Source organism: Arenimonas metalli CF5-1 (genome assembly GCF_000747155.1).
GTDB classification, from domain to species: domain Bacteria; phylum Pseudomonadota; class Gammaproteobacteria; order Xanthomonadales; family Xanthomonadaceae; genus Arenimonas; species Arenimonas metalli.
Window position 1 is genome coordinate 14026 of record NZ_AVCK01000044.1, and the last position, 21547, is coordinate 35572.

General features: G+C 70.6%; 15 protein-coding genes. 8 read left to right on the plus strand and 7 right to left on the minus strand.

Annotation, left to right across the window (positions count from 1 at the left end):
• The first annotated feature begins 22 nt into the window (after nucleotides 1–22).
• Nucleotides 23–1432: an FAD-dependent oxidoreductase gene (locus N787_RS11205; RefSeq protein ID WP_034214051.1), complete on the plus strand. Its 1410-nt coding sequence runs from the start codon at nucleotides 23–25 to the stop codon at nucleotides 1430–1432.
• Nucleotides 1433–1475: 43 nt separating this feature from the next.
• Nucleotides 1476–2966: an AAA family ATPase gene (locus N787_RS11210; RefSeq protein ID WP_034214053.1), complete on the plus strand. Its 1491-nt coding sequence runs from the start codon at nucleotides 1476–1478 to the stop codon at nucleotides 2964–2966.
• A gap of 93 nt (nucleotides 2967–3059) precedes the next feature.
• Here N787_RS11210 and N787_RS11215 read toward each other — a convergent pair whose 3' ends face one another.
• From N787_RS11215 to N787_RS11225, 3 genes are all read right to left on the minus strand, one after another.
• The gene (locus tag N787_RS11215; protein ID WP_034214056.1) at nucleotides 3060–3539 is read right to left on the minus strand and encodes a methyltransferase family protein; all 480 of its coding nucleotides are present in this window, start codon (nucleotides 3537–3539) and stop codon (nucleotides 3060–3062) included.
• A gap of 120 nt (nucleotides 3540–3659) precedes the next feature.
• A complete protein-coding gene (locus tag N787_RS11220; RefSeq protein ID WP_034214060.1) occupies nucleotides 3660–4574 on the minus strand; it encodes an AEC family transporter in 915 nt (304 codons plus the stop codon).
• 77 nt (nucleotides 4575–4651) lie between these two features.
• Nucleotides 4652–6469 carry a DUF885 domain-containing protein gene (locus tag N787_RS11225; protein WP_034214245.1) on the minus strand — a complete coding sequence of 606 codons (1818 nt, stop codon included), beginning with the start codon at nucleotides 6467–6469 and terminating at the stop codon, nucleotides 4652–4654.
• Nucleotides 6470–6538: 69 nt separating this feature from the next.
• On the opposite strand from N787_RS11225, the gene ggt reads away from it, so the two are divergent.
• The gene (gene ggt, locus N787_RS11230; RefSeq protein WP_034214061.1) at nucleotides 6539–8290 is read left to right on the plus strand and encodes a gamma-glutamyltransferase; all 1752 of its coding nucleotides are present in this window, start codon (nucleotides 6539–6541) and stop codon (nucleotides 8288–8290) included.
• 6 nt (nucleotides 8291–8296) lie between these two features.
• Here the strand turns inward: ggt and N787_RS14445 are convergent, their stop codons facing one another.
• Both N787_RS14445 and N787_RS11240 read right to left on the minus strand, forming a co-directional pair.
• Complete coding sequence (locus N787_RS14445; RefSeq protein ID WP_052575405.1) at nucleotides 8297–11146, minus strand: ATP-binding protein; 2850 nt, start codon at nucleotides 11144–11146, stop codon at nucleotides 8297–8299.
• Nucleotides 11147–11153: 7 nt separating this feature from the next.
• The gene (locus N787_RS11240) at nucleotides 11154–12350 is read right to left on the minus strand and encodes an EAL domain-containing response regulator (RefSeq protein WP_034214065.1); all 1197 of its coding nucleotides are present in this window, start codon (nucleotides 12348–12350) and stop codon (nucleotides 11154–11156) included.
• Nucleotides 12351–12645: 295 nt separating this feature from the next.
• Here N787_RS11240 and N787_RS11245 point away from each other — a divergent pair, with 295 nt between their 5' ends.
• The 4 genes from N787_RS11245 (at nucleotide 12646) to N787_RS11260 (ending at nucleotide 17774) form a co-directional block, all read left to right on the plus strand.
• The gene (locus N787_RS11245) at nucleotides 12646–13734 is read left to right on the plus strand and encodes an SGNH/GDSL hydrolase family protein (protein WP_156969007.1); all 1089 of its coding nucleotides are present in this window, start codon (nucleotides 12646–12648) and stop codon (nucleotides 13732–13734) included.
• Nucleotides 13731–14390: a hypothetical protein gene (locus N787_RS11250; protein WP_156969008.1), complete on the plus strand. Its 660-nt coding sequence runs from the start codon at nucleotides 13731–13733 to the stop codon at nucleotides 14388–14390. The genes N787_RS11245 and N787_RS11250 overlap by 4 nt, the downstream gene beginning before the upstream one ends.
• Nucleotides 14391–14422: 32 nt before the next feature.
• Nucleotides 14423–16861, plus strand: coding sequence for an apolipoprotein N-acyltransferase (lnt, locus tag N787_RS11255; protein WP_034214067.1), 2439 nt, complete (start codon nucleotides 14423–14425; stop codon nucleotides 16859–16861).
• Between the two features lie 217 nt (nucleotides 16862–17078).
• Nucleotides 17079–17774, plus strand: coding sequence for an outer membrane beta-barrel protein (locus tag N787_RS11260; protein ID WP_034214070.1), 696 nt, complete (start codon nucleotides 17079–17081; stop codon nucleotides 17772–17774).
• Here the strand turns inward: N787_RS11260 and N787_RS11265 are convergent.
• Nucleotides 17762–19207 carry a sensor domain-containing diguanylate cyclase gene (locus N787_RS11265; protein WP_034214073.1) on the minus strand — a complete coding sequence of 482 codons (1446 nt, stop codon included), beginning with the start codon at nucleotides 19205–19207 and terminating at the stop codon, nucleotides 17762–17764. The two genes, N787_RS11260 and N787_RS11265, sit on opposite strands and share 13 nt — an antisense overlap.
• 206 nt (nucleotides 19208–19413) lie before the next feature.
• Here N787_RS11265 and N787_RS11270 point away from each other — a divergent pair, with 206 nt between their 5' ends.
• A complete protein-coding gene (locus tag N787_RS11270) occupies nucleotides 19414–20631 on the plus strand; it encodes an FAD-binding domain-containing protein (RefSeq protein ID WP_034214076.1) in 1218 nt (405 codons plus the stop codon).
• Nucleotides 20632–20638: 7 nt separating this feature from the next.
• Here the strand turns inward: N787_RS11270 and N787_RS11275 are convergent, their stop codons facing one another.
• Complete coding sequence (locus N787_RS11275; protein WP_034214079.1) at nucleotides 20639–21529, minus strand: dienelactone hydrolase family protein; 891 nt, start codon at nucleotides 21527–21529, stop codon at nucleotides 20639–20641.
• Nucleotides 21530–21547: the final 18 nt, after the last annotated feature.

Below are 21547 nucleotides of genomic sequence, written 5' to 3' on the forward strand. Positions count from 1 at the left end.
CCCGGTCGTCGCGGAGCGCGGCATGAAGGCGCGGCCGTTCCAGTTCCTGGAGCTGCCCCGCAAGATGCCGCGCGAGTTGCCGGCGAACACGCGCGTGCTGGGCTGGCAGGAAATCTACGGCCAGTTCGCCGCGCCCGAGGCCGCCGACCAGAGCGCGCGTTGCCTCGACTGCGGCAATCCGTACTGCGAGTGGAAGTGTCCGGTGCACAACCCGATCCCGGACTGGCTGGCGCTGGTGCGCGAGGGGCGGCTGTTCGAGGCCGCGGAATTGGCGCATTCCACCAACCCGCTGCCCGAGATCTGCGGCCGCGTCTGCCCGCAGGATCGCCTGTGCGAAGGCGACTGCACGCTCAACACCGGCTTCGAGGCGGTGACGATCGGATCGATCGAGAAGTACATCGTCGACGAGGCCTTCCGGCTCGGCTGGCGGCCCGATCTTTCCGCCGTGAAGCCCAGCGGCCGGCGCGTGGCCATCATCGGCGCCGGGCCCGCGGGCCTGGCCTGCGCCGACCGGCTGGCGCGCGCGGGCATCGAGGCGCATGTGTTCGACCGCTATCCCGAGATCGGCGGGCTGCTGAGCTTCGGCATCCCGGCCTTCAAGCTGGAGAAGCACGTGGTCGCGACGCGGCGCGGCGTGCTCGAGGCGATGGGCGTGCGCTTCCACCTCGGCGTGGACGTGGACGCGGCCAAGGGTGCCGAACTCGTGCGCGATTTCGATGCGGTGTTCCTGGGCACCGGCGCCTACACCCCGGTGGATGGCCGCCTGCCCGGCCAGGACCTGCCCGGCGTGCTGCCGGCCCTGCCCTTTCTGGTGGGCAACGCCCGCAAGCAGCTGGGCATGCCGTCGCCCGACGACCCGGCGGTGGAGCTCGGCGGCAAGCGCGTGCTGGTGCTTGGCGGCGGCGATACCGCGATGGACTGCGTGCGCTCGGCGATCCGGCTCGGCGCGGCCGAGGTTAGCTGTGCTTACCGGCGCGGCGAAGAAGACATGCCCGGCTCCCGCCGCGAAGTGAAGAATGCGCGCGAGGAAGGCGTGCGCTTCCTGTTCAACCGCCAGCCGCTGGCGATTGAATCGGGACGGCGCATCGACGGCGGCCAGCAGGTGGTTGGCGTGCGCGTGGTCGAGACCCGCGCCAGCGGCGGCCGCGGCCAGCCGGCCGAGCCGGTGCCGGGTAGCGAAGCGGTGCTGCCGGCCGACGTGGTGATCCTGGCCTTCGGCTTCCGCGCCAGCCCCGCGGCGTGGTGGGCGGATTTCGGGCTGGAACTCACGCCGGAAGGCCGCGTACGCACCGACGCCACCGGCGCCACCTCGCATCCGAAGTTCTTCGCCGGCGGCGACAACGTGCGCGGCGCCGACCTGGTGGTGACCGCCGTGCACGACGGCCGCGAGGCGGGCGTGGCCATCGCGCGGCGGTTGCTGCACGGGGAGTGAATCGACTCCGGTATCATCCAGCCTTCGTACCGAAGGACCAACGATGAGCGAGCTGCAGGACCTCACCTCCCTGATCCGCGCCAACACGGCGCTGATCGTGATCGAAACGCCGGATGAAGGGCGGGTGGTGGACCTGTTCCGGCACCTGCTGATGAACGTGTGGCGGCCGCTGTACCGCTGGTCGATCACCGAGGGCCTGCGCCGCATCGACCTCGACGGCGAGGACGCGCCGCTGGCGCCGCCGGACGCCACCACCACCCTGCGCACCATCCGCGAGATGGACCAGCGCGGCATCCACCTGCTGCTCGATTTCCACCCTTACCTCGGCTACGCCACCACGCAGCGCATGCTGCGCGAGATGATCGACCGCCGCGACTGCAAGGACCACAGCATCGTGCTGGTAGGCGCGAAGATCGAGCTGCCGCCGGACCTCGAGCACCTGGCCGTGCGCTTCTCGCTGCGGCTGCCCGACGAGAAGGCGCTGCTGAAGCTGGTGCAGGACGAGGCCGCGCTGTACATGCGCGAGCACGGCGGCAAGCGCGTGGAGGTGGACAATGACGCGCTGGCGGCGATCGTGCGCAACCTGCGCGGGCTGTCGCTGGTGGATGCCCGCCGGCTGGCGCGGCACCTGATCTTCCGCGACGGCGTGATCTGCGCCGGCGACCTGCCCGAGCTGGCCAAGCTCAAGTTCGAGCTGCTCAACAAGTCCGGCAACCTGCATTTCGAATACGACACCGCGCGCTTCAGCGACGTGGCGGGCCTGGCGCGCCTGAAGGCCTGGGTCGGCCAGCGCCGCGCCGCCTTCACCGGCGACGTGGCCCTGCCGGTCGGCCTGGACCCGCCGAAGGGCATCCTGCTGCTGGGCGTGCAGGGCTGCGGCAAATCGCTGGCGGCCAAGGCGGTGGCGGGCGGCTTCAACGTACCGCTGGTGCGGCTGGACTTCGGCACGCTGTACAACAAGTACCACGGCGAAACCGAGAAGAACCTGCGCGACGCGCTGGCCTCGGCCGAGCAGATCTCGCCCTGCGTGCTGTGGATCGACGAGCTGGAGAAGGGCCTGGCCAGCGCCGGCGGCAGCGACGACGGCGGCGTGTCGCGGCGCGTGCTCGGCTACTTCCTGACTTGGATGGCCGAGCGCAAGTCGAAGGTGTTCCTGGTCGCCACGGCCAACGCGGTCAACGACCTGCCGCCCGAGCTGCTGCGCAAGGGCCGCTTCGACGAGATCTTCTTCGTCGACCTGCCCGACCACGGCGCCCGCGCCGAGATCTTCCGCATCCACCTGGCCAAGCGCGAAGTGGACTGGGAGGGCTTCTCGCTGGACTCGCTGGCCGAGGCGGCCAATGGTTTTTCCGGCGCCGAGATCGAACAGGCCGTCGTCAGCTCGCTCTACGCCGCCCACGCCGCGCAGGCGCCGGTGGACGAAGCCCGCGTGCTCGAGGAAGTCCGCAACACCCGCCCGCTGAGCGTGCTGATGGCCGAGCAGGTCAAGGCCCTGCGCGACTGGGCCCGAAGCCGCACCGTCCCCGCCGACTAGCCGCCACCGGCTTCTTGCCTCTTGTAGGAGGGCCTTCAGGCCCGAAGCTGTTCGCCGAAAAGCTTCGGGCCTGAAGGCCCTCCTACAGGAGCGTCAGAACCAGCGGCGGACCTGGCGGCAGTAGTCGCGGTAGGCGTCGCCGAAGAGCTGCGCCAGGTAGCGTTCCTCGCGGGCGATGACGTAGTAGCGGATCAGCAGCAGCGCCGGCACCAGCGTCAGCAGCGGCCACAGGGTGTTGAGCGCCAGCGTGATCGCGCCGTAGGCCAGGGCCATGCCCAGGTACATCGGGTTGCGCGTGTGCCGGTAGATGCCTTCGACCACCAGCGCGCTGTCCTCGCGCCAGGGCCGCGGGTCGGTGCCCTTGCGACGGAAACCGCCGAGGGCGCTGCCGATCAGCCAGATCGCGACCACGCCGATCGCGGCCGCGTGCAGGTCCAGCCACCAGGCGCGGGCGGGGTCCAGCAGCGGCAGCGAGACGTGGAAATACTCCAACGCCAGGCCGATGCCCAGGCCGATCGCGAAGATCAGGGGCGGCGGGAAGCGGACGCCGGGGTTTGCTTTTGGCTCGCTCATCACAAGATCCTCGGACCGCTTTCTGTGGGAGGGACTTTAGTCCCGATGCTTCTGGGCGAGAAGCATCGGGACTAAAGTCCCTCCCACAAGGAGCTGAGGGGTTCGGGCCTGAAGGCCCTCCTACAGAAGTCGTTGGAGGAGCCAGGCCCAGGCGGGGAGCGTCGTCAGTGAGAGGAGGATGCCATAGCCGACCATCGCGGCCGCGAGGCCGGGGGCCAGGCGGTGCGAAATCGCCAGCGCCGCGGCGGTGATCATCGGCGGCATCGCCGACTCCAGCACCACCGCGTCGTGCATTACCCCGGTCATTCCGAACGTCCAAGCGATGCCCAGCGCCAACGCGGGCATCACCGCGAGCTTCAGCGCGAGGCCGGCCGCCAGCGGCTTGAGCTCGTCGCGCGGCAGGGCCAGCTTCAGGCTCAGGCCGATGGCCAGCACCACCAGCGGCAGCAGCGCGTCCGCCAGGCGCTGCAGGCCGCCGGCGATCCAGGCGGGCGGCGCTTCGGGCATCACCGTCAGGCCGAGCACCAGCGCGAGGAAGGGCGGGAAGGTCGCGATGCGGCGGCCGATCATCGCGGCCGTGGGCGTGGCGTCGCCGCCGTAGCGCGCCAGCACGTAAAGCCCGAACGTGGACAGGATCAGGAAGGCGCCGAACTGGTCGTAGATCACCGCGTAAGGCAGCGCGTCCTCGCCCAGCAGCGCACGCACCAGCGGGTAGCCGAGGAAACTGGTGTTGCCCAGCGCCACGCACAGCAGCAGCACGGCGTGTTCGTCCGGCCGCAGCTTCAACGCGCGCGTCACGCCGGTGACCAGCAGCACGGTGGCGACCAGCAGCAGCCACGGCACCGCCGCCACCGCCAACACCTGCGGGCCCAGCTCCAGCCGCGGCGCGTAGATCAGCACCGAGGCCGGCAGGCACACGTACAGCACGACCTTGTTCAACACCTCGGCGGCGTTGTCGGGGAACAGCCGCAGGCGCTGGAACAGCAGTCCCAGCGCCAGCATCGAAAGGATCAGCGCGAACGCGTCGAAGGCCACGCCTCAGGCCCCGTGCGCCAGGCCGGGCAACCCGGCGCCGAAAACGGCGCCGGTGCGAGAACGGAACGCAATGCGCATCACGCGCCCGCCTTCGCCTTCTCGGCCGCGATCCACTCGCGGATCTTGGTCTGCAGCACGCCCATCGGCAGCGCGCCGTCCACCAGCACCTGGCGGTGGAAGGCGCGTACGTCGAACTTCTCGCCCAGCTCGGCCTCGGCTTCATTGCGCAGCTCGCGGATCACGCGCTGGCCGACCTTGTAGGCCAGGGCCTGGCCCGGGATCACGATATAGCGCTCGACCTCGGCGATGACATCGGACTCGGCCATCGAGGAATTGGCCAGCATGTAGTCGATCGCCTGCTGCCGGTCCCAGCCGTAGTAGTGCAGGCCGGTGTCCACGACCAGGCGCATCGCGCGCAGCTGCTCGTCGCTCAGGCGGCCGTACCACTGGTAGGGATCGGTGAAGAGGCCCATCTCCTTGCCCAGCGACTCGGCGTACAGCGCCCAGCCCTCGGAGTACGCCGTATAGCCGCCGAAACGACGGAAGGCCGGCAGCGACTCCACTTCCTGCTGGATCGAGATCTGGAAGTGGTGGCCCGGCGAAGCCTCGTGGATCGACAGGGTCTCGACCAGGAAGTTCGGCTGCGCGCGCAGGTTGTGGGTGTTGAGGTAGAACACGCCGGGGCGCGAGCCATCCGGCGACGGCGACTGGTAGGACGCGCCGGCCTCGGACGCCGCGCGGAAGGCCTCGACCGGCCGCACCTCGTAGTCCGCCTTCGGGAAGATGTCGAACAGCTGCTCCAGGCGCGGGTTGATCTTCTGCTGCACGTCGCGATAAGCCTGCAGCGCCTCTTCCTCGGTCTTGAAGTAGAACTGGTCGTCCGTGCCCAGGTGCTCGAAGAAGGCCGGCAGGTCGCCCTTGAAGCCGACCTGCTCGCGCACCGCGTTCATCTCGGCCAGGATCCGCGCCACTTCCTCCAGGCCGAACTGGTGGATCTCCTCCGGCGTCAGGTCGGTGGTGGTGTTCACCCGCACGTTGTGCGCGTACCAGGCCTTGCCGTCCGGCAGGTGCATCTGGCCGACGCCGGTGCGGGCCTTGGGCAGGTATTCGTCGCGCAGGAAGTCGCGCATCTTGGCGTAAGCCGGGACCAGCGTGTTGGCAATCGCTTCGCGATACGCAGCGGTGAGGCGCTCGCGCTCGGCTTCCGGGAAGTCCGCCGGCATGTTCCTGATCGGGCCCCAGAACACGCTCTGCTCGACGTCGTCCACCGCGTGCGCGCCGAACTGCGGAATGGCCTTCTCGACCACCGGCACCGGCTGCACCACGCCGGCGGCGATGCCTTCGCGCATGTTGGCGATGGCGCTGTCGTTGAGCACCGGGAAGCGGGCGATACGAGCCAGGAAGTCGTCGTAGTGCCTGACCTCCTTGAACGGCTGCAGACCCTGGCCCGAGCCCAGCTGGGCCATGAAGCTGCCGTAGTTGCCGAACTGGTTCACCGGCAGCATCCACGCCGGGAACCGGTTGCCGGCCAGCGAGGACTCGCGGTCGGCGATGAAGATGTCGTAGCTCAGGCGGTGCTGCCCGCTGAGCGCGTTGCGGTCCAGGCCCTGCACGCGGGCGAGGAAATCGCGCTCGCGGGCCTCCTGCTCGGCGCGGTAGCTGGCCGAGAACATGTCCGGCAGCTGGTCGTTGTAGCGCAGGTCGCCCAGCGCGGTGGCGAAGATCGGGTTGGCCTTGAGTTCGGACTCGTGCCACTCGGCGAGCAGGGCGTCGAGCTCGGCGGCGACGGCGGCCGGGTCGGCCTGGACGGCGGCGGGCGCTTCGGGCGCGGCCGGCTCGCGGCTGCAGCCAGCGACGGCCAGCACGCAGGAAATCAACAGGACGGAGGCACGCATCACGGTTCCTTCGCTTTCGCGGGGTGGGGGTTGCGCTATCTTCCCCCAGTCGCCGCCCGGAGCCTACTGATGAAAGTACTGCCCACCAGCCTGCTGCTGACCGCCGCCCTCGGCGCGGTCCTGGCCGCCCCCGCCAGCCACGGCGCCGACCGGATCACCGGCCCGTCCTTCGCCATGCGCTCGGAAGTGATCGCGCCCGAAGCCATGGCCGCCACCTCGCACCCGCTGGCCACGCAGATCGCGCTGGACGTGATGCGTCGCGGCGGCAGCGCCGTGGACGCGGCGATCGCCGCCAACGCCGCGCTGGGCCTGATGGAGCCGACCGGCAACGGCATCGGCGGCGATTTCTTCGCCATCGTCTGGGACCCGAAGACGGCGAAACTGCATGGCTACAACGGCTCGGGCCGCTCGCCGAAGTCGCTGAGCCTGGAGTGGTTCCAGGACAAGGGCTACACCGACATCCCGCCGCACGGCCCGCTGCCGGTCACGGTGCCGGGCGCGGTGGATGGCTGGTTCGCGCTGCATGGCCGCTTCGGCAAGCTGCCGATGGCCGAGGTGCTCAAGCCCACCGTCGACTACGCCCGCAACGGCCACCCGATCCACGAGACCATCGCCTACTACTGGAACCGCAGCGTGCCGGTGCTGTCGAAGTGGCCGGGCTTCAAGGAGCAGTTCACCGTGGACGGGCGCGCGCCGCGCAAGAACGAGATGTGGCGCAACCCGAACCTCGCCAACACGCTCGAGACGATCGGCCGCGAAGGCCGCGATGCCTTCTACAAGGGCGACATCGCCCGCACCATCGGCGACTACTTCAAGGCCAACGGCGGCTTCCTCAGCTACGAGGACATGGCCGCGCACACCGGCGAGTGGGTCGAGCCGGTGAGCACCAACTACCGCGGCGTGGACGTGTGGGAGATCCCGCCGAACGGGCAGGGCATCGCCGCGCTGCAGATCCTCAACATCCTCGAGGGCTACGATTTCTCGAAGATTGCGTTCGGCAGCGCCGAGCACATCCACCTGTTCACCGAGGCCAAGAAGCTGGCCTTCGCCGACCGCGCGCGCTGGTACGCCGACCCGGCCTTCTTCCCGGCGCCGGCCCGCGGCCAGACCCAGGCCCAGGCCGCGGCCGCACTGACCGCGCGCCTGATTTCCGAGGACTACGCCGCCGAGCGCCGCAAGCTGATCAACCCCGACCGCGCCGCGCGCGCCGTGGACGCCGGCGCGCTGCAGCAGGGCGACACCATCTACCTCACCACCGCCGACAAGGACGGCATGATGGTCTCGCTGATCCAGTCCAACTACCGCGGCATGGGCAGCGGCATGGCGCCGCCGGGGCTGGGCTTCATCTTCCAGGACCGCGGCGAGCAGTTCGTGCTCAAGGCCGGCCACCCGAATTCCTTCGCGCCGGGCAAGCGTCCGTTCCACACCATCATCCCGGCGTTCGCGACGAAGGACGGCAAGCCCTGGATCAGCTTCGGCCTGATGGGCGGCGCGATGCAGCCGCAGGGCCACGCCCAGATCATCATGAACCTGGTGGATTTTGGCATGAACCTGCAGGAAGCCGGCGATGCGCCGCGCATCCAGCACGACGGCAGCACCGACCCGGCCGGCCAGGCGGTGGAGATGACCGACGGCGGCGTGCTGAACCTGGAAACCGGCTTCGACTACGAGGTGATCCGCGCACTGATGCGCAAGGGCCACGCCATCGAATTCGCGGACGGCCCCTACGGCGGCTACCAGGCGATCATGCGCGACCACGCCAACGGCGTGTACGTCGGCGCCAGCGAAAGCCGCAAGGACGGCCAGGCCGCCGGCTACTGACGGCGCTCAGCCCCAGCGTTCGGCGACGTGCCGCTTGAGGCGCTCGACCGCGGTCTCGACGTCGGCGCAATGCGGCAGCACCTGCGACCAGTCGGCGGACTTGGCCGCGGCTTCGGCCGCGGCGGCCGCCTCGGCCAGCGGGTGCGCGCCCACCAGGCGCGCGGCGCCCTTGATCTTGTGCGCCTGCCGCGCCAGCCTCTCGAGGTCGCCGGCCGCGCGCGCCGCTGACAGGCCCTGCAGGTCGCCGGCGGTCGCGCCGAGGAAATCGTCCATCACCGCGCGGGCCTCGTTCGGGTTGCCGCCGGTGATCAGGTCCAGCACCGAGGCATCCAGCGGCGTTGGGTCGTCGTGCGCCTGCGGCAGCGAGGAAGGCACGACCTGGCCGGCCATCGGCACGGTGTGCGGCAGCCAGCGGCGCAGGCAGCCCACCAGCTCGGGGATGCTGACGGGCTTGGCCAGGAATTCGTCCATGCCTGCCGCCAGGCAGCGCTCGGCCTCGCCCTTCAGGGCCGCCGCGGTGAGCGCGATCACCGGCGTGCGCGGCTTGCCGCTCCGGGATTCTTCCTCGCGCAGCGCGCGCGCCATTTCGTAGCCATCCATCTCGGGCATGTGCACGTCGGACAGCACCAGCGCATAGCGGCCCGTGCGCCAGGCGGCCAGGCCCTTGACGCCGTCCTCGGCCGATTCGCTGGCGTAGCCGGCCAGCGCCAGCTGGCGCGCCACCACGAGGCGGTTGGTGGGATGGTCGTCGACGATCAGCACCAGGCTGCGCTCGGCCAGCGCCTGCGCCACCGACGGCAGCGGCCGCGCCAGGAAGCCCTTGCCGGCTTCGGGCACGGCCTCGGGCTCGAGGTCCTCGACCCGTCCGCGCGGCAGCGTGATCTCCAGCCGCAGCGTGGTGCCCGCGCCCGGCGTGCTCTCCATCCGCACGTCGCCCTCCATCAGCTCGGCCAGCCGGCGCGAGATCACCAGGCCCAGTCCGGTGCCGCCGAAGCGCCGCGTGGTGCTGCCTTCCGCCTGCGAAAAGGGTTGGAACAGGCGAGCCTGCTGCTCGGGCGTGACGCCGATGCCGGTGTCGGTGACGCGGAAGCAGACGCGGTCGCCATCGCCGGCGCGGCCCTTCCACTCCAGCGCGGCCTCGACCATGCCCGACTCGGTGAACTTGATCGCGTTCGACAGGAAATTGCCCAGCACCTGCCGCAGGCGCAGGCCGTCGGCCACGTGCGCGGGCCCGATGCGGTCGTCCACTTCGCAGTTCAGCACCAGGCCCTTGCTGGAGGCAGAGCCGCTGTAGTTCGCCACCGTGGAGCGCAGCAGCGCCGGCAGCGAGACCGTGGTCGGCGACAGCTCCAGCCGCCCGGCCTCGACCTTCGAGAAATCGAGGATGTCGCCGATGATCTGCAGCAGCGAGCGCGCCGACTGCTGGATGACCTGGATGGTGCGGCGCTGGTCGTCGTCGAGTTCGCTGTGCGAGAGCACCTCCAGCATGCCGGTGACGCCGATCATCGGCGTGCGGATCTCGTGGCTCATCGCCGCCACGAAGCTGGACTTGGCCTCGCTGGCTTCGCGCGAGCGCGCCTCGCTGGCGCGCAGCTGCTGCTCGAGCTGCTTGATCTGGGTGAGGTCGGTGCCGACCGCGATGTAGCCGACGGTCTTGCCGCTGCCGTCGCGCATGGCCGAGGTCGCCAGCAGCACCGGCACGTGGCTGCCGTCCTTGCGCACGAAGGTCCATTCCCGCGGCGGCGAGCCCGACTCGATCAGCAGCGGGATCAGGCTGGCGTCGGCCTGCACCGGCCGGTCCAGCGCCTGGGTGAGCTCGGCCGCGACCCTGGCCACTTCGGCCGGCAGCAGCAGGCGGTTGGTGCTGAGCTGGCCGAGGATCTCCTCGGCGCGGTAGCCCGTGAGCCGCTCGGCGTAGGGATTGAAGGTGGAGAAGCGCGCGTCGAGGTCCAGCGAGATGATCGCCACCCGCGCCGCCGCGAACAGCGAGCGCTGGAACACCTCGCGCTCCTGCAGCGCCTCGCGCACCTGCTCGTTGCGCAGCAGCTGCTGGTTGAGCTCGTTCTCGAACTTGCGCACGTCGTCGCGCATCACCAGGAACACGTCCATCACCTCGCCCAGCTCGCCCTCGGGCTGGAAGCGCGGCATGGCCTGGTAGTCGTGCCGCCGCATCTGCTGCGCCAGCGCGGTCAGGCTTTCCACGCCCTTGTAGACGTTGCGCACCAGCTTGCTGCCGACCACCGCCACCACCACCAGCGTGAACAGGCTCAGCAGCGTGCGGATCCAGGCGGCGCGCACGGCGCGGGCCTCCTGGGCGCGCACCTTCTGCTCGGCCTCGATCATCTCGAGGTCGCCCAGGTGCTTCATGCGCGTGGTCACCGGGTCGATGGCCGGGTACAGCTCGGTGTCGGCGAACCGCGCCAGCGCCACGATGTCCTTCTGCACCAGGATGCCGCGCAGGGTCTGCGCCGCGGTGTCGGCGCGGGTGCGGGCGCGGGTGATCTGCTCGTAGAGCTTCTTCTGGTCGGGCGTGAGCGGCATCTGCTCGAGCGCGGCCCAGTGCTCGCGGATGCGCAGGCGGGCGTGGTCGATGACCTGCACGCCTTCTTCCCAGGTGATCAGGTCGTTGCGGACGCGGAAGGTGGTGTCGACGATGTCCAGGCCGTAGGCATCGGACACTGCCTTGATGCGGCGCAGGCCGGCCAGCGATTCGTCCTTGAGCGATTCCAGCGCCTGCTGGCTTTGCTGGCGCTCGTACTCGTCCAGGGCGAGCACGCCGGCGCCGGTCAGCAGGAGCAGGCCGAACAGGCCCAGCAGCTGGATGCGGATGCCGAACTTCTGGCCCGGGCGCGGCATCGCCGGGTCAGTGATGGGTCTGGCGCCAGCGCTGGATGGCGTCCGGGAGCTGTTCGCCCGGCACCGGCGCCGAGATCAGGTAGCCCTGCGCGAAATCGCAGCCCAGCTGGGCCAGCAGCTGCCATTCCTCGATGGTTTCCACGCCCTCGGCGACGACCTTGAGGTCGAGCTTGCGGGCCAGGTCCAGGCTGGTTTCGATCATGGCGCGCTTGCGCGGCTGGGTCGGTGCGCCGCTGACGAAGCCGCGGTCGATCTTGAGTTCGGTGAACGGGATCTGCGAGAGCTGGGACAGCGAGGAGTAGCCGGTGCCGAAATCGTCCACGCTCAGGCCGAAGCCCTTGAGCCGCAGCCGCGCCAGCATGCCCAGGCCGCGGGCGGTGTCGCTCATCACCGAGCTTTCGGTGATCTCCAGGATGACGTGCTCGGGTCTGAGGCCGTGCTCGCGCAGCACCGCTTCGTAGCGGTCGGCCACTTCCGGGCCGGTGAGGTTCTGGGCCGAGACGTTGACCGAGATCTTCAGGTCCAGGCCGCGGGCCTGCCAGCGCTTCCACCAGGCGCAGGACTGGACCAGCATCAGGCTGGTCAGCTCGTCGATCAGGCCGCCCGCCTCCATCACCGGCACGAACACCGCCGGCGGCACCATGCGGCCATCGGCCAGGCGCCAGCGCGCCAGCGCTTCGACGCCGATGATCTTGCCGTTGCCGAACTCGGCCTGCGGCTGGAACCAGGGCACGATCTCGCCGCGCGCCAGCGCTTCCCGCGCCTCGTCGAGCGTCACTTCGATGTCGAGCGCGACCTGGCCGCCGATCACCTCGGCTTCGTAGAGCGACAGCACGGTGGTGAGCTTGCCCGGCGTCAGCGGCTTCTCGATGCAGCCCAGCACGCGCAGGCCCGAGGCCTTGGCCATCACCTGCACGGTGTGCAGCAGGGCCGGCTCCATCGCGCTGACCACGGCGATGGAATGCGCCAGCCGCTCCTGGGCGACGATGCCGATGAACTCGACGCCGTCCATGCCGGGCATGTCCAGGTCCACCAGCACCACGTCGGGCGGGTCGGGCAGGGCGCGCAGCAGGTCGAGGGCCTGGAAGCCGTCGGCGGCCTCGTGCAGGCGGGTCAGCCCCAGGTCGGCGAGCAGGCGCAGGCCCAGCCGGCGCTGGAAGCCGTGGTCCTCGACCAGCAGGATGGTCAAACCCGCCAAACCCATGCCTTTCCCCCGAAAGCCTGAACGACGCCGCGATGCCCCGACTCTACCTGTCGCCAATGCAACCCGGTAGTACGTGTTTTCTCGCCCCGGCGGCCCCCCGGGGCGCGGGGCCGGGCCGAAAACGTGCTGCACCGCACATTGCGCACCCCCTGACCGTACGCTAGCGTCCGGCGGGCGGTGGAAAGGGGAAGGACGAACCCGTGTCCAGTGGTCGTCCCCATCGCGTCAGGTTTCGTCGAACAAGTCGGGCGCCGTCCGGCGTCCGTGGCGTACACCACTCGAAGGGGAGACATTGATGAACATGCACAACCGCGGCACCGCGATGCGGTGCCTGTCGGCGGCCGTCCTGCTGGCCGTTGGCGGCCCGGCCCTGGCGAACACGCTGAACCAGAACGTGTCCTGGACCATCGACCGGTCCGGCACCACCGCCAAGTACCGCATCGTTGCCTACGGCGACTCGATCTACGCCGGCTACAACGGCTCGGTCAGCAATGCCGCCAAGTACGCCGCGCCCACCGTGGATGCCGAGTACCTGGCCGCCCGCTGGAACGCCGACATCGAGAGCGTGCGCCGCACCAAGTCCGGCGCCATCGCCAGCGACGTGTACAACAACAAGATCGTCGCCGAACGCTCGTACATGCAGTCCACCAACACCCGCGTGGTGACCTTCGAGATGTGCGGCAACGACGGCCTGCAGGCCCGCACCAGCTTCAAGGGCCAGACCGGCACCTGCAACTACGGCGTGCTCGACACCGCGGTCGCCAACTGCCGCCTGTACGTGGGCCGCGCGATGGACTTCATCAACGCCAACGCCAGCCCGAACACGCGCCTGAAGGTCATCTCCAACCTGTACTACCCGGGCTACGCGGCCGACAACGTGCAGAGCAGCTGCCGCGACGCGACCACCGGCGCCACGGTGAAGATGCAGGACCGCTTCCTGCCCGCGATCGCCAAGATGAACTGGTCGATGTGCGACCAGGCGCGGCTGAAGGGCTTCCAGTGCGCCGACAGCTTCGCCCAGTACATGGGCGCGGACTACGACAGCAACGGCGACGGCCAGATCGACTCCGAGGCCCTGCGCTACGTGCCGGGCGAGAGCGAGGCCAGCTACGTCAACCGCGTCTCGGTGACCCTGCGCGGCACGATCCGCGATGCCAACACGCACTTCGTGTCGTCCTCGAGCAGCTTCGACTACATCCAGTCCGACAACGTGCACCCGACCTACACCGGCGGCACGGTCAGCGCCGGCCTCTGGGGCGGCACCACCGGCACCGGCGCGGCGCGCTACACCAGCTTCACCAACGGCCGCAGCCCGATCTGGAACCAGCTGGGCCATGAGCGCATGGGCTGGGCCATCTCGGTCTACAACCCGGCCGCGCCGTGACCCACGACCGCCAGCCGCCTGCCCCGCCGTCCGCACCGGACGGCGACGGCGTGCGGGTGAGCCCGAAGGCAGGAGCCGCGCTGCGGTTCCTGCTGCCGGGGCTGGCGGTGGCCGTGCTGGTGCTGGCGGTGTTCGTGGGGGGCTGGCTGCTGCTGGCCCCCGCCGCGCCGTCGGCGCCGGTTCCGGTGGCTTCATCAGGAAGGGCTTCCCCGGCCGGCCCCGCGCCGGTCCCGGCGGCGCGTCCCGCGACGGCGGCGCCGGTCGAAGTGGCCGAGTTGCCTTCCGATGACCCGAATGACCTCTCCACCTATTTCCGGCCCGGCGACCCCGAGCCGACTGGCGCCGAAGTGATCGGCGCCCTGCACGACCTCGGCATCCGCACCGGCCTGGGCGCCTTCGATCCGCCCGGCACCAGCCCGCCGCTGGAGGGCCTGGCCGTGCCCGCCGACTACGCGCTGCCCGAAGGCTACGCGCGCCACCACCAGGTCACCGATGAAGGCGTGGCGATCGAGCCGATCCTGATGTTCGCGCCGGACTTCGTCCTGTACGACGCCGACGGCCGGCCGATCGCGCTGCCCGCCGACCGCGTGGTCCCGCCCGAGCTGGCGCCGCCCGACCTGCCGATCCGGCGGGTTCGCGTCCCGCCGGCTGGCTGAGGCCGTGAGGGGAGCGCGCTGATTTGAATCTCGTGTCGTGGGTTTCGCCGCGCTGGCGCGGCTGGGCCGGGGTGCTGCTCAGTGCCCTGCTGCTGGGGCTTTATGCGCGCGGCGGACTGGCCTGGACGGTCGGGTTCGTGGCGCTGGTGCCGTGGCTGCTGGCGATGGATGGCGTGCGCACGGTGCGCGGCGCGCTGGCCAGCGGCGTGCTGATGAGCCTGGCCTTCGTCGCGGCCGTGTTCGTGTGGTTCGGCGCGGCGATCGGCGCCTACACCGGCATCGGCGCGGGCGTGGGCACGGCGGTGCTGGTCGTGCTGGCGCCGGTGATGCAGCCGCAGATCGTGGCCTTTGCGCTGGTTCGGCATCTCGCGGGGCGGCGCCACGGGCCGGTCCTGCGCGTGCTGGCTGGCGCCGCGGCGTGGGTGGGCGTGGAGTGGGCGCTGCCGAAGCTGCTGGGCGACACGCTGGGCCACGGGCTGCAGCCCTCGGCCACGCTGCGGCAGGCGGCCGACCTGGGCGGCGCCGCGCTGCTGACGGTGTTTCTGCTGCTGGTGAACGAAGCGATCGCGCTGGCGATCACGCGCCGCCGCGAGGGCGTGCGCGCCTTCGGCAAACCGCTCGCGGCCGCGATGGCGGTGCTGGTGGCGATGGCCGGCTACGGCCAGTGGCGCCTCGGCACCCTGCCTGCGCCGGGCCCGGAAGTGCCGCGCCTCAAGGTGGCGATGATCCAGGCCAGCATCACGAACTACGAACAGCTGCGCCAGGAGATCGGTGCCTACGGCGTGGTGCGAAAGGTGCTCGACACCCACTACGAACTGTCGTGGTCGGCCCTGCGCGACCACGGCGCCGACGTGCTGCTGTGGTCGGAGACCGTTTATCCCACCACCTTCGCGCATCCGCGCAGCGAGGACGGCGCGGCGCTGGACCGCGAGATCCAGGGCTTCGTGGACGCGGCCGGCGTGCCGCTGGTGTTCGGCACCTACGACCTCGACGAGGCCGGCGAGTACAACGCCGCCGCCTTCCTCGAGCCTGGCCGCGGGCTGCTGGGCTTCTATCGCAAGGCCACCCCGTTCCCGCTCACGGAACACGTGCCGGCCTGGCTCGACCATGCCTGGCTGCGCCGCCTGCTGCCCTGGACCGGCAGCTGGCGCCCCGGCGATGGCGTCCGCGTGATGCCGCTGCGCACCGCCGATGGCCGCGAAGTGAACGTGCTGCCGCTGATCTGCCTGGACGACACGCGCGGCCGGCTGGCGATCGACGGCGCGCGGCTGGGCGCGCAGGCCATCGTCGGCATGTCGAACGATTCCTGGTTCACCGGCTACCCGGCGGGCGCGCGGCTGCATCTTTCCACGGCGGCGTTCCGCAGCATCGAGACCAGGCTGCCGCAGGTGCGCGTGACCACGAATGGCCTGAGCGCCGTGATCGACGACACCGGCCAGGTGCTAGTGAACACCGCGATGGGCGACCAGGCCGTGCTCACCGCCGAGCTGGCGGCCCGCGACCCGGCGCCGACGCTGATGGTGCGCTGGGGCGACTGGGTGGGCGGCGCGGGGCTGGCGCTTCTGGGCGTGCTGGCGATGCTGGCGGTGATGGCGCGGTTCGCGGCGCGCGCCGCCGTTCGGGCGCCCGCGCTTCCGGGACGCGTGGTGCTGCTGACGCCGGTCCTGCGATGGGTCGTGGCTGCGCTGCGCATCGCGGCGGCGCTGGGCCTGGCCTGGCTGGTGCTCGACATGTGGCTGCGCATGGGCTTCCAGGTGCAGTCGATCAAACAATTGCAGGGGTTCGGCTGGGGCGTGGCGCTGCCGCTGCTGGCGGCGTGGGCACTGCGGCGATGGTTCACCGCCGAAGCGCGCATCGAAGGCCGCGACCTGGTGCTCGACCAGCGCCACCAGCGCACCGCCGTGCCGCTGGCCTCGATCGCCGCGCTGCACGCGTGGCGCCTGCCCTGGCCCGGCAGCGGCGGGGACCTGGTGCTGGCGTCGGGCCGGCGGTTCCCGCACGGACTCGCGGTGCGCGATCCCGCGGCGCTGGCGCGTGCGCTCGCGGATGCAGGGGCGCCGCTGGCGCCACCCGAGCAGTTCGCCGCCCGTTGGGCCACCGTGCGCGCGTCGACCGGCGGCGGCTGGCTGGACCACGCCGCGATCAAGTTCATCGCCTTCCCGCTGCTGCCGGCGCTGGTCGCGTTCCGGCTGCACCAGGTGATCACCTTCGGCGGGTTCTTCGGCGAGGCCTACACCTACGGCCTCGGCGCCTGGCTGCTGGGGCTGGGCGTGTGGTGGGCTTCGTGGGCGCTGGGTTTGATGCTGTTCGCGGCGGTGCTGCGCGTGTGCGTCGAGGTGGTTACCGCCTTGTCGATGCCGCTGGGCGAATCCCGCGCCATCGCGACGCGGCGCGTCCTGGCCTGGGCGATGCAGCTGGCCTACTACGTGGGCGTGCCGGCCTGGCTGGTGACGCGGCTGTTGGCGGCCTGAGCGGGCGCTGGACGGCCCGCCCCATCGGGGACCGGGAAGCGCCGGGACGGGGCGGGCTACGCCGCCGCCGCCGGAACGCTATTCTGATGTCACAAGCCCTCCACACCGGCCCGTTCAGGATTGTCAAAGCCGAGGCCCTTCCGACGGACCGACCCCGGCGGGCCCGGCAGCAATGTCCGGCCGCATCTGCCTAATCCCCTTACACAGAGGTGTTCCCATGTTTACTCGCCACAGGGTGATCGCTCTGGCCGTGGCGGCCGCGCTTTGCGCGCCGATGGCTGCCGCGGCACAGGATTCCCGCTTCAACTACATCGAGGGCGGGATCGTCGCCGGCTTCGTCAACGACGTGGAGACGTCCGGCACGGTGGCCGGCGCCGGCCCGTTCGAGCTCGAGACCGACGCCGGCGGTGGCGGCTTCATCGGCGGCGCGTTCGAGGTCAGCGAGACGTTCCACCTGTTCGGCGAGTATGCGCTGATCGGCCAGGAGCTCGAGGTCAGCGATGGCGTCGATACCATCGAAGGCGAGTTCGACGTGGTGCGCTGGCGCCTCGGCGTCGGTTACGCGCACCCGATCTCGGACCGGACGACCTTCTACGGCCGGCTCAGCTACGACAGCCTGGAGTTCAAGGACGTGCAGGTGGCGGGCTTCGACCTCGACACCGATGCCGACGGCAGTGGCGCGGGCGGCGAGATCGGCCTGATCTGGGCGGCGACGCCGACCATCGACCTGCAGGGCCACGTGCGCTACACGTCGGTCGGCGAAGTCGCGGACAGTGGTTCCGATGCGTTCGACGACGACATCCTGGTCGGCGTGAACGGGCGCTGGAACTTCCGCCCCAACTTCGCGCTGGTCACCGGCTACGAGCTCGGCAAGATCACCACTTGGAACCTGGGCCTGCGTTACTCGTTCTGAATCCGGCGGGCGCGCTTGTCGGCGTACATCGCGCCGTCGGCCGCCTGCAGGAGCTGCGAGAGGGACGCGCCGTCGCCCGAGGTGGTGGCGATGCCGAAGCTCGCGGCAACGTGGAAACCCAGCGGCTGCACCGGCTCGGCCGCCAGCCGCTGGCGGATCGTGGCGACGACGTGGCCCGCCCGCGCCGCGTCCGCACCCGGCAGGAACAGGGCGAACTCGTCGCCGCTCAGGCGCGCCATGAAATCGTCGGGGCCAAGGCAGGCCTTGCTGCGCACCACCAGCTCGCGCAGCGCGAGGTCGCCCGCGGCGTGGCCGTGGGTGTCGTTGAGCGCCTTCAGGCCGTCGAGGTCCAGCATCACGATCGCAGCGGGCTGGCTGCGCCGCAGCGCGCGGGCCAGTTCGATCGCCACGCGGTCTTCGAAATGCGTGCGGCTGAGCGCGCCGGTCAGGCCGTCGTGGCTGACCTGGTTGCGCAGGCGTTCGTTGGCGGCATAAAGCGCCGGCGCCGCCAGGCTGAGGTAGGTGTTGGCGGCCAGGCTGATGGCCGCGAACTGCAGCACCAGCGCATCGTCGCCGACGTCGAAACCGGCCGCCGCGCCCACCGTGAGCAGGCTGAAGCCCAGCAGGCCCAGCTGCGAGCTGGCCAGCGACTCGGTGTGCACGATCCACAGCTGCAGCACCACCGGCAGCACCAGCACCACCAGCAGCGCGCGGCTGTTGGACAGCTCGAGGTAACCGAGCAGGATGGCCAGCGTGACCGCGAACAACAGCGCCAGCTTCGACGCGGCCGACCGGCCCAGGCGCCATTCGCCCCACTCGAAGGGCGGGAACCGCCGCACGCCGGCATCACCGCCGACCTTGCGCAGCACCAGCGCGAGGAACGGCGCCAGCGTCACCAGCGCGGCGTAGTCGCCGATCCACCAGGCCGAGGCGATTTCGAACAGGTCCGGCGCGTCCAGCAGGTCGGTGCGGCTGAGGCCAAACGTCCCCAGCACCGCGGCCAGCAGTGCGCCCAAGGCCCCCAGCAGCAGGAACTGCGACACCGGACGCATCGTCAGCTCGGCCGGCGCGGACGGCGCCAGCCGCCGCAGCACCATGGCCGGCAGCGCGTAGGCGCCGATGTGGATCACCGCGAAAACCAGGCTGGACACGGCGAACACGCCCAGGCGCACCTCGCCTTCGGAATTGCCGGACTCGGTGAGCCAGGTGCCCAGCACGCAGGCCACGAACACCGCCGGCACCGCCCGCCAGCCGATGCTGAACAGGCCGGCGAAGGTGACGGCCGCCGGCGGGAACCAGAGGCTGGCGTGCGGCGCGTGCTCGAGCGCGGCCGCGAGCAGGAAACTGCCGAGCCAAAGGGCAAGCAGGAGCGGGTGCAGCAACCAGGGCCGCCAGGCGGCGGTGCCTGCGGCAACCTTTCTTACGTCCGTCATCGTCCCCCCCCCTTGCGCGCATCCTAACGCGGCCGCGGCGGATTCATGCGGGCGCAAAGACCGGGCCAGATGCCGAGCCAGACCGTGGCGGCCCCCGGCGAGCGGGAGCGTGGGGCAGGCTGGGCCGGCAGCGCCCGCGCCATCCATTTCACAAGGCCATCCGGGCCGCGCCCCATACTTTTTCCGGAAACCCAGGCTCCGGACCCATGACCGACTTCCCCGCCAGCCGCGCCGCCGGCCTCGACGCGTTGGCTGCGTTCGTCCCCGCCATGGGACGGCGTTACGCCAACGGCCGCAACATCGACCATGGCCGCGGCGCCCATAAGGCGGTCTCGCAACTGTCGCCTTATATCCGCCGCCGGCTCGTGACCGAGCAGGAAGTGGTGGCCGCGGCGCTCGCAGCCCATGGCCTGGAGGCGGCTGAGAAGTTCGTCGAGGAAGTGTTCTGGCGGACCTATTTCAAGGGCTGGCTGGAGCGGCGGCCGCAGGTTTGGGCCAGCTACACGCAGGGCCTGCAATCCGACCTTGTCGCCCTGCAGGACGACCGTAAGCTGCGCCACCGCGTCGAGCGCGCGATGGAGGGGAACACGGGGCTGGCGTATTTCGATGCCTGGGCCACCGAACTAGTCGAGACCGGGTACCTACATAACCATGCGCGGATGTGGTTCGCGTCGATCTGGATCTTCACGCTTGGCCTGCCCTGGCGCCTGGGTGCGGACTTCTTCTACCGGCACCTGCTCGATGGCGACGCGGCGTCGAACACGCTGGGCTGGCGCTGGGTGGCGGGGCTGCACACGCTTGGCAAGCCGTACCCGGCACGCGCCGACAACATCAAGACCTGCACCAATGGCCGCTTCGCGCCGCGCGCGGGCGAGTTGGCCGAGGTGACGCAGGGCCTGGAGGCGACCGAGCCCGGGGGCCTGCCGCCCGTGCTGGCACTGCGTGACTTCAACCCGCCGAAGCCCGGCGTCCCCACCGCACTGCTCATCACCGACGAAGACTGCCGGCTGGAGGACTTCGCGCTGTCGCCGCTCGACGTCCGCGCCGCGGCGACGCTGGCGACCAGCCATTTGCGTTCGCCGCTGGAAGTTTCGGAGGCCGTGATCCGGTTCGAAGCCGGCGCACTCACCGATACCGCAGCGCGGGCGGGCGCGTCCGCCGCTGCGCTGCGGGCCGGTCATCCCGGCGAGCTGGCGCGATGGGCGCAGTCGGTGGGCGTCACGCAGATCGTCACGCCCTACGCCACGCGCGGCCCGACGCACGACTGGCTGCGCGAGGCGACGCCTGCCCTGGCCGCCAGCGGCATCGCGCTGGCCGAGTGGCGGCGCGAATGGGATGCCGAGGTCTGGCCCCTGGCTACGGCGGGCTTCTTCAAGGTGAGGCAGCAGATTCCCCGCGTGCTGGCTGACCTGGGATTGACCTGAGCCAGGGTCAGGACGCGCGGTCGACGATCCAGTCGATGATGGAGTCAAACCCTTCCTGGTCGAGGGCGTGCCCCCGCTCGAAGCGCCGCTCGGTGATGTGTTGCCCGGCCACCTTCGCCACCACCTCGTCCGCATCGCGCGAATACTTGTCCTGCGTCCCCGACACCACCATCGTCGGCCGCGGCCCGATGGCGGCGAGCACATCGTGCGTGTCGAGCAGGCGCGCCAGCCCCGGCACCGCTTCGAACAGCGTGAACCCGGTGCCCGCCCTTCGCCGCGTCTCGATGCTGCACACCGCGCCGCTGATGCAGGCGAACTGGCAGCGCGGGTCCAGGGCTGCGTGGTAGAGCGACGTGTAGCCGCCGTACGAATGCCCCGCCACGCCCACCCGCCGCGGGTCCATGCCGGGTAACCCCAGCAGCACGCTCACGGCGCGCTGCGCGTCGTCCAGGCATTTGCGCATCAGCGTGTCGCCGTCGATCAGGCGGTAGTTCAGCGCGTTGTAGTGCTGGAGCCAGTCGTAGGTGTCGGGCTCGACGCCGGTCACGCCGGCGCGGCGGTCTTCGAAGGAGACGGCGTCCGGCGCCAGCACTGCGAGGCCCTTGCGCGCGAGCGCGGGGCCGAAGGCCTGGAACGGACTGCCCACGAGGCCGGCCACTTCGCTCTTGCCGAAGTGGAACTCGCCGTTGTGCTGGTGGAAGACCGCGACGCCGCCAACCGGTTCGCGGCCGCGCGGCGTGAACAGGAACGCAGGGATCCCGTCGCCTTCGAGGCCGCGGTATTCGATCCGCTCACGGTGGTAGCCGTCGCCCACCACGACATCGCCGCGCTGGAAGGCCACCGGCACGGGCTCGGCCAGGCCGAGGCGGGCGCGCAGTGTCGTCGCGAGATCACTCATTGGCGGCGATCTTATCCG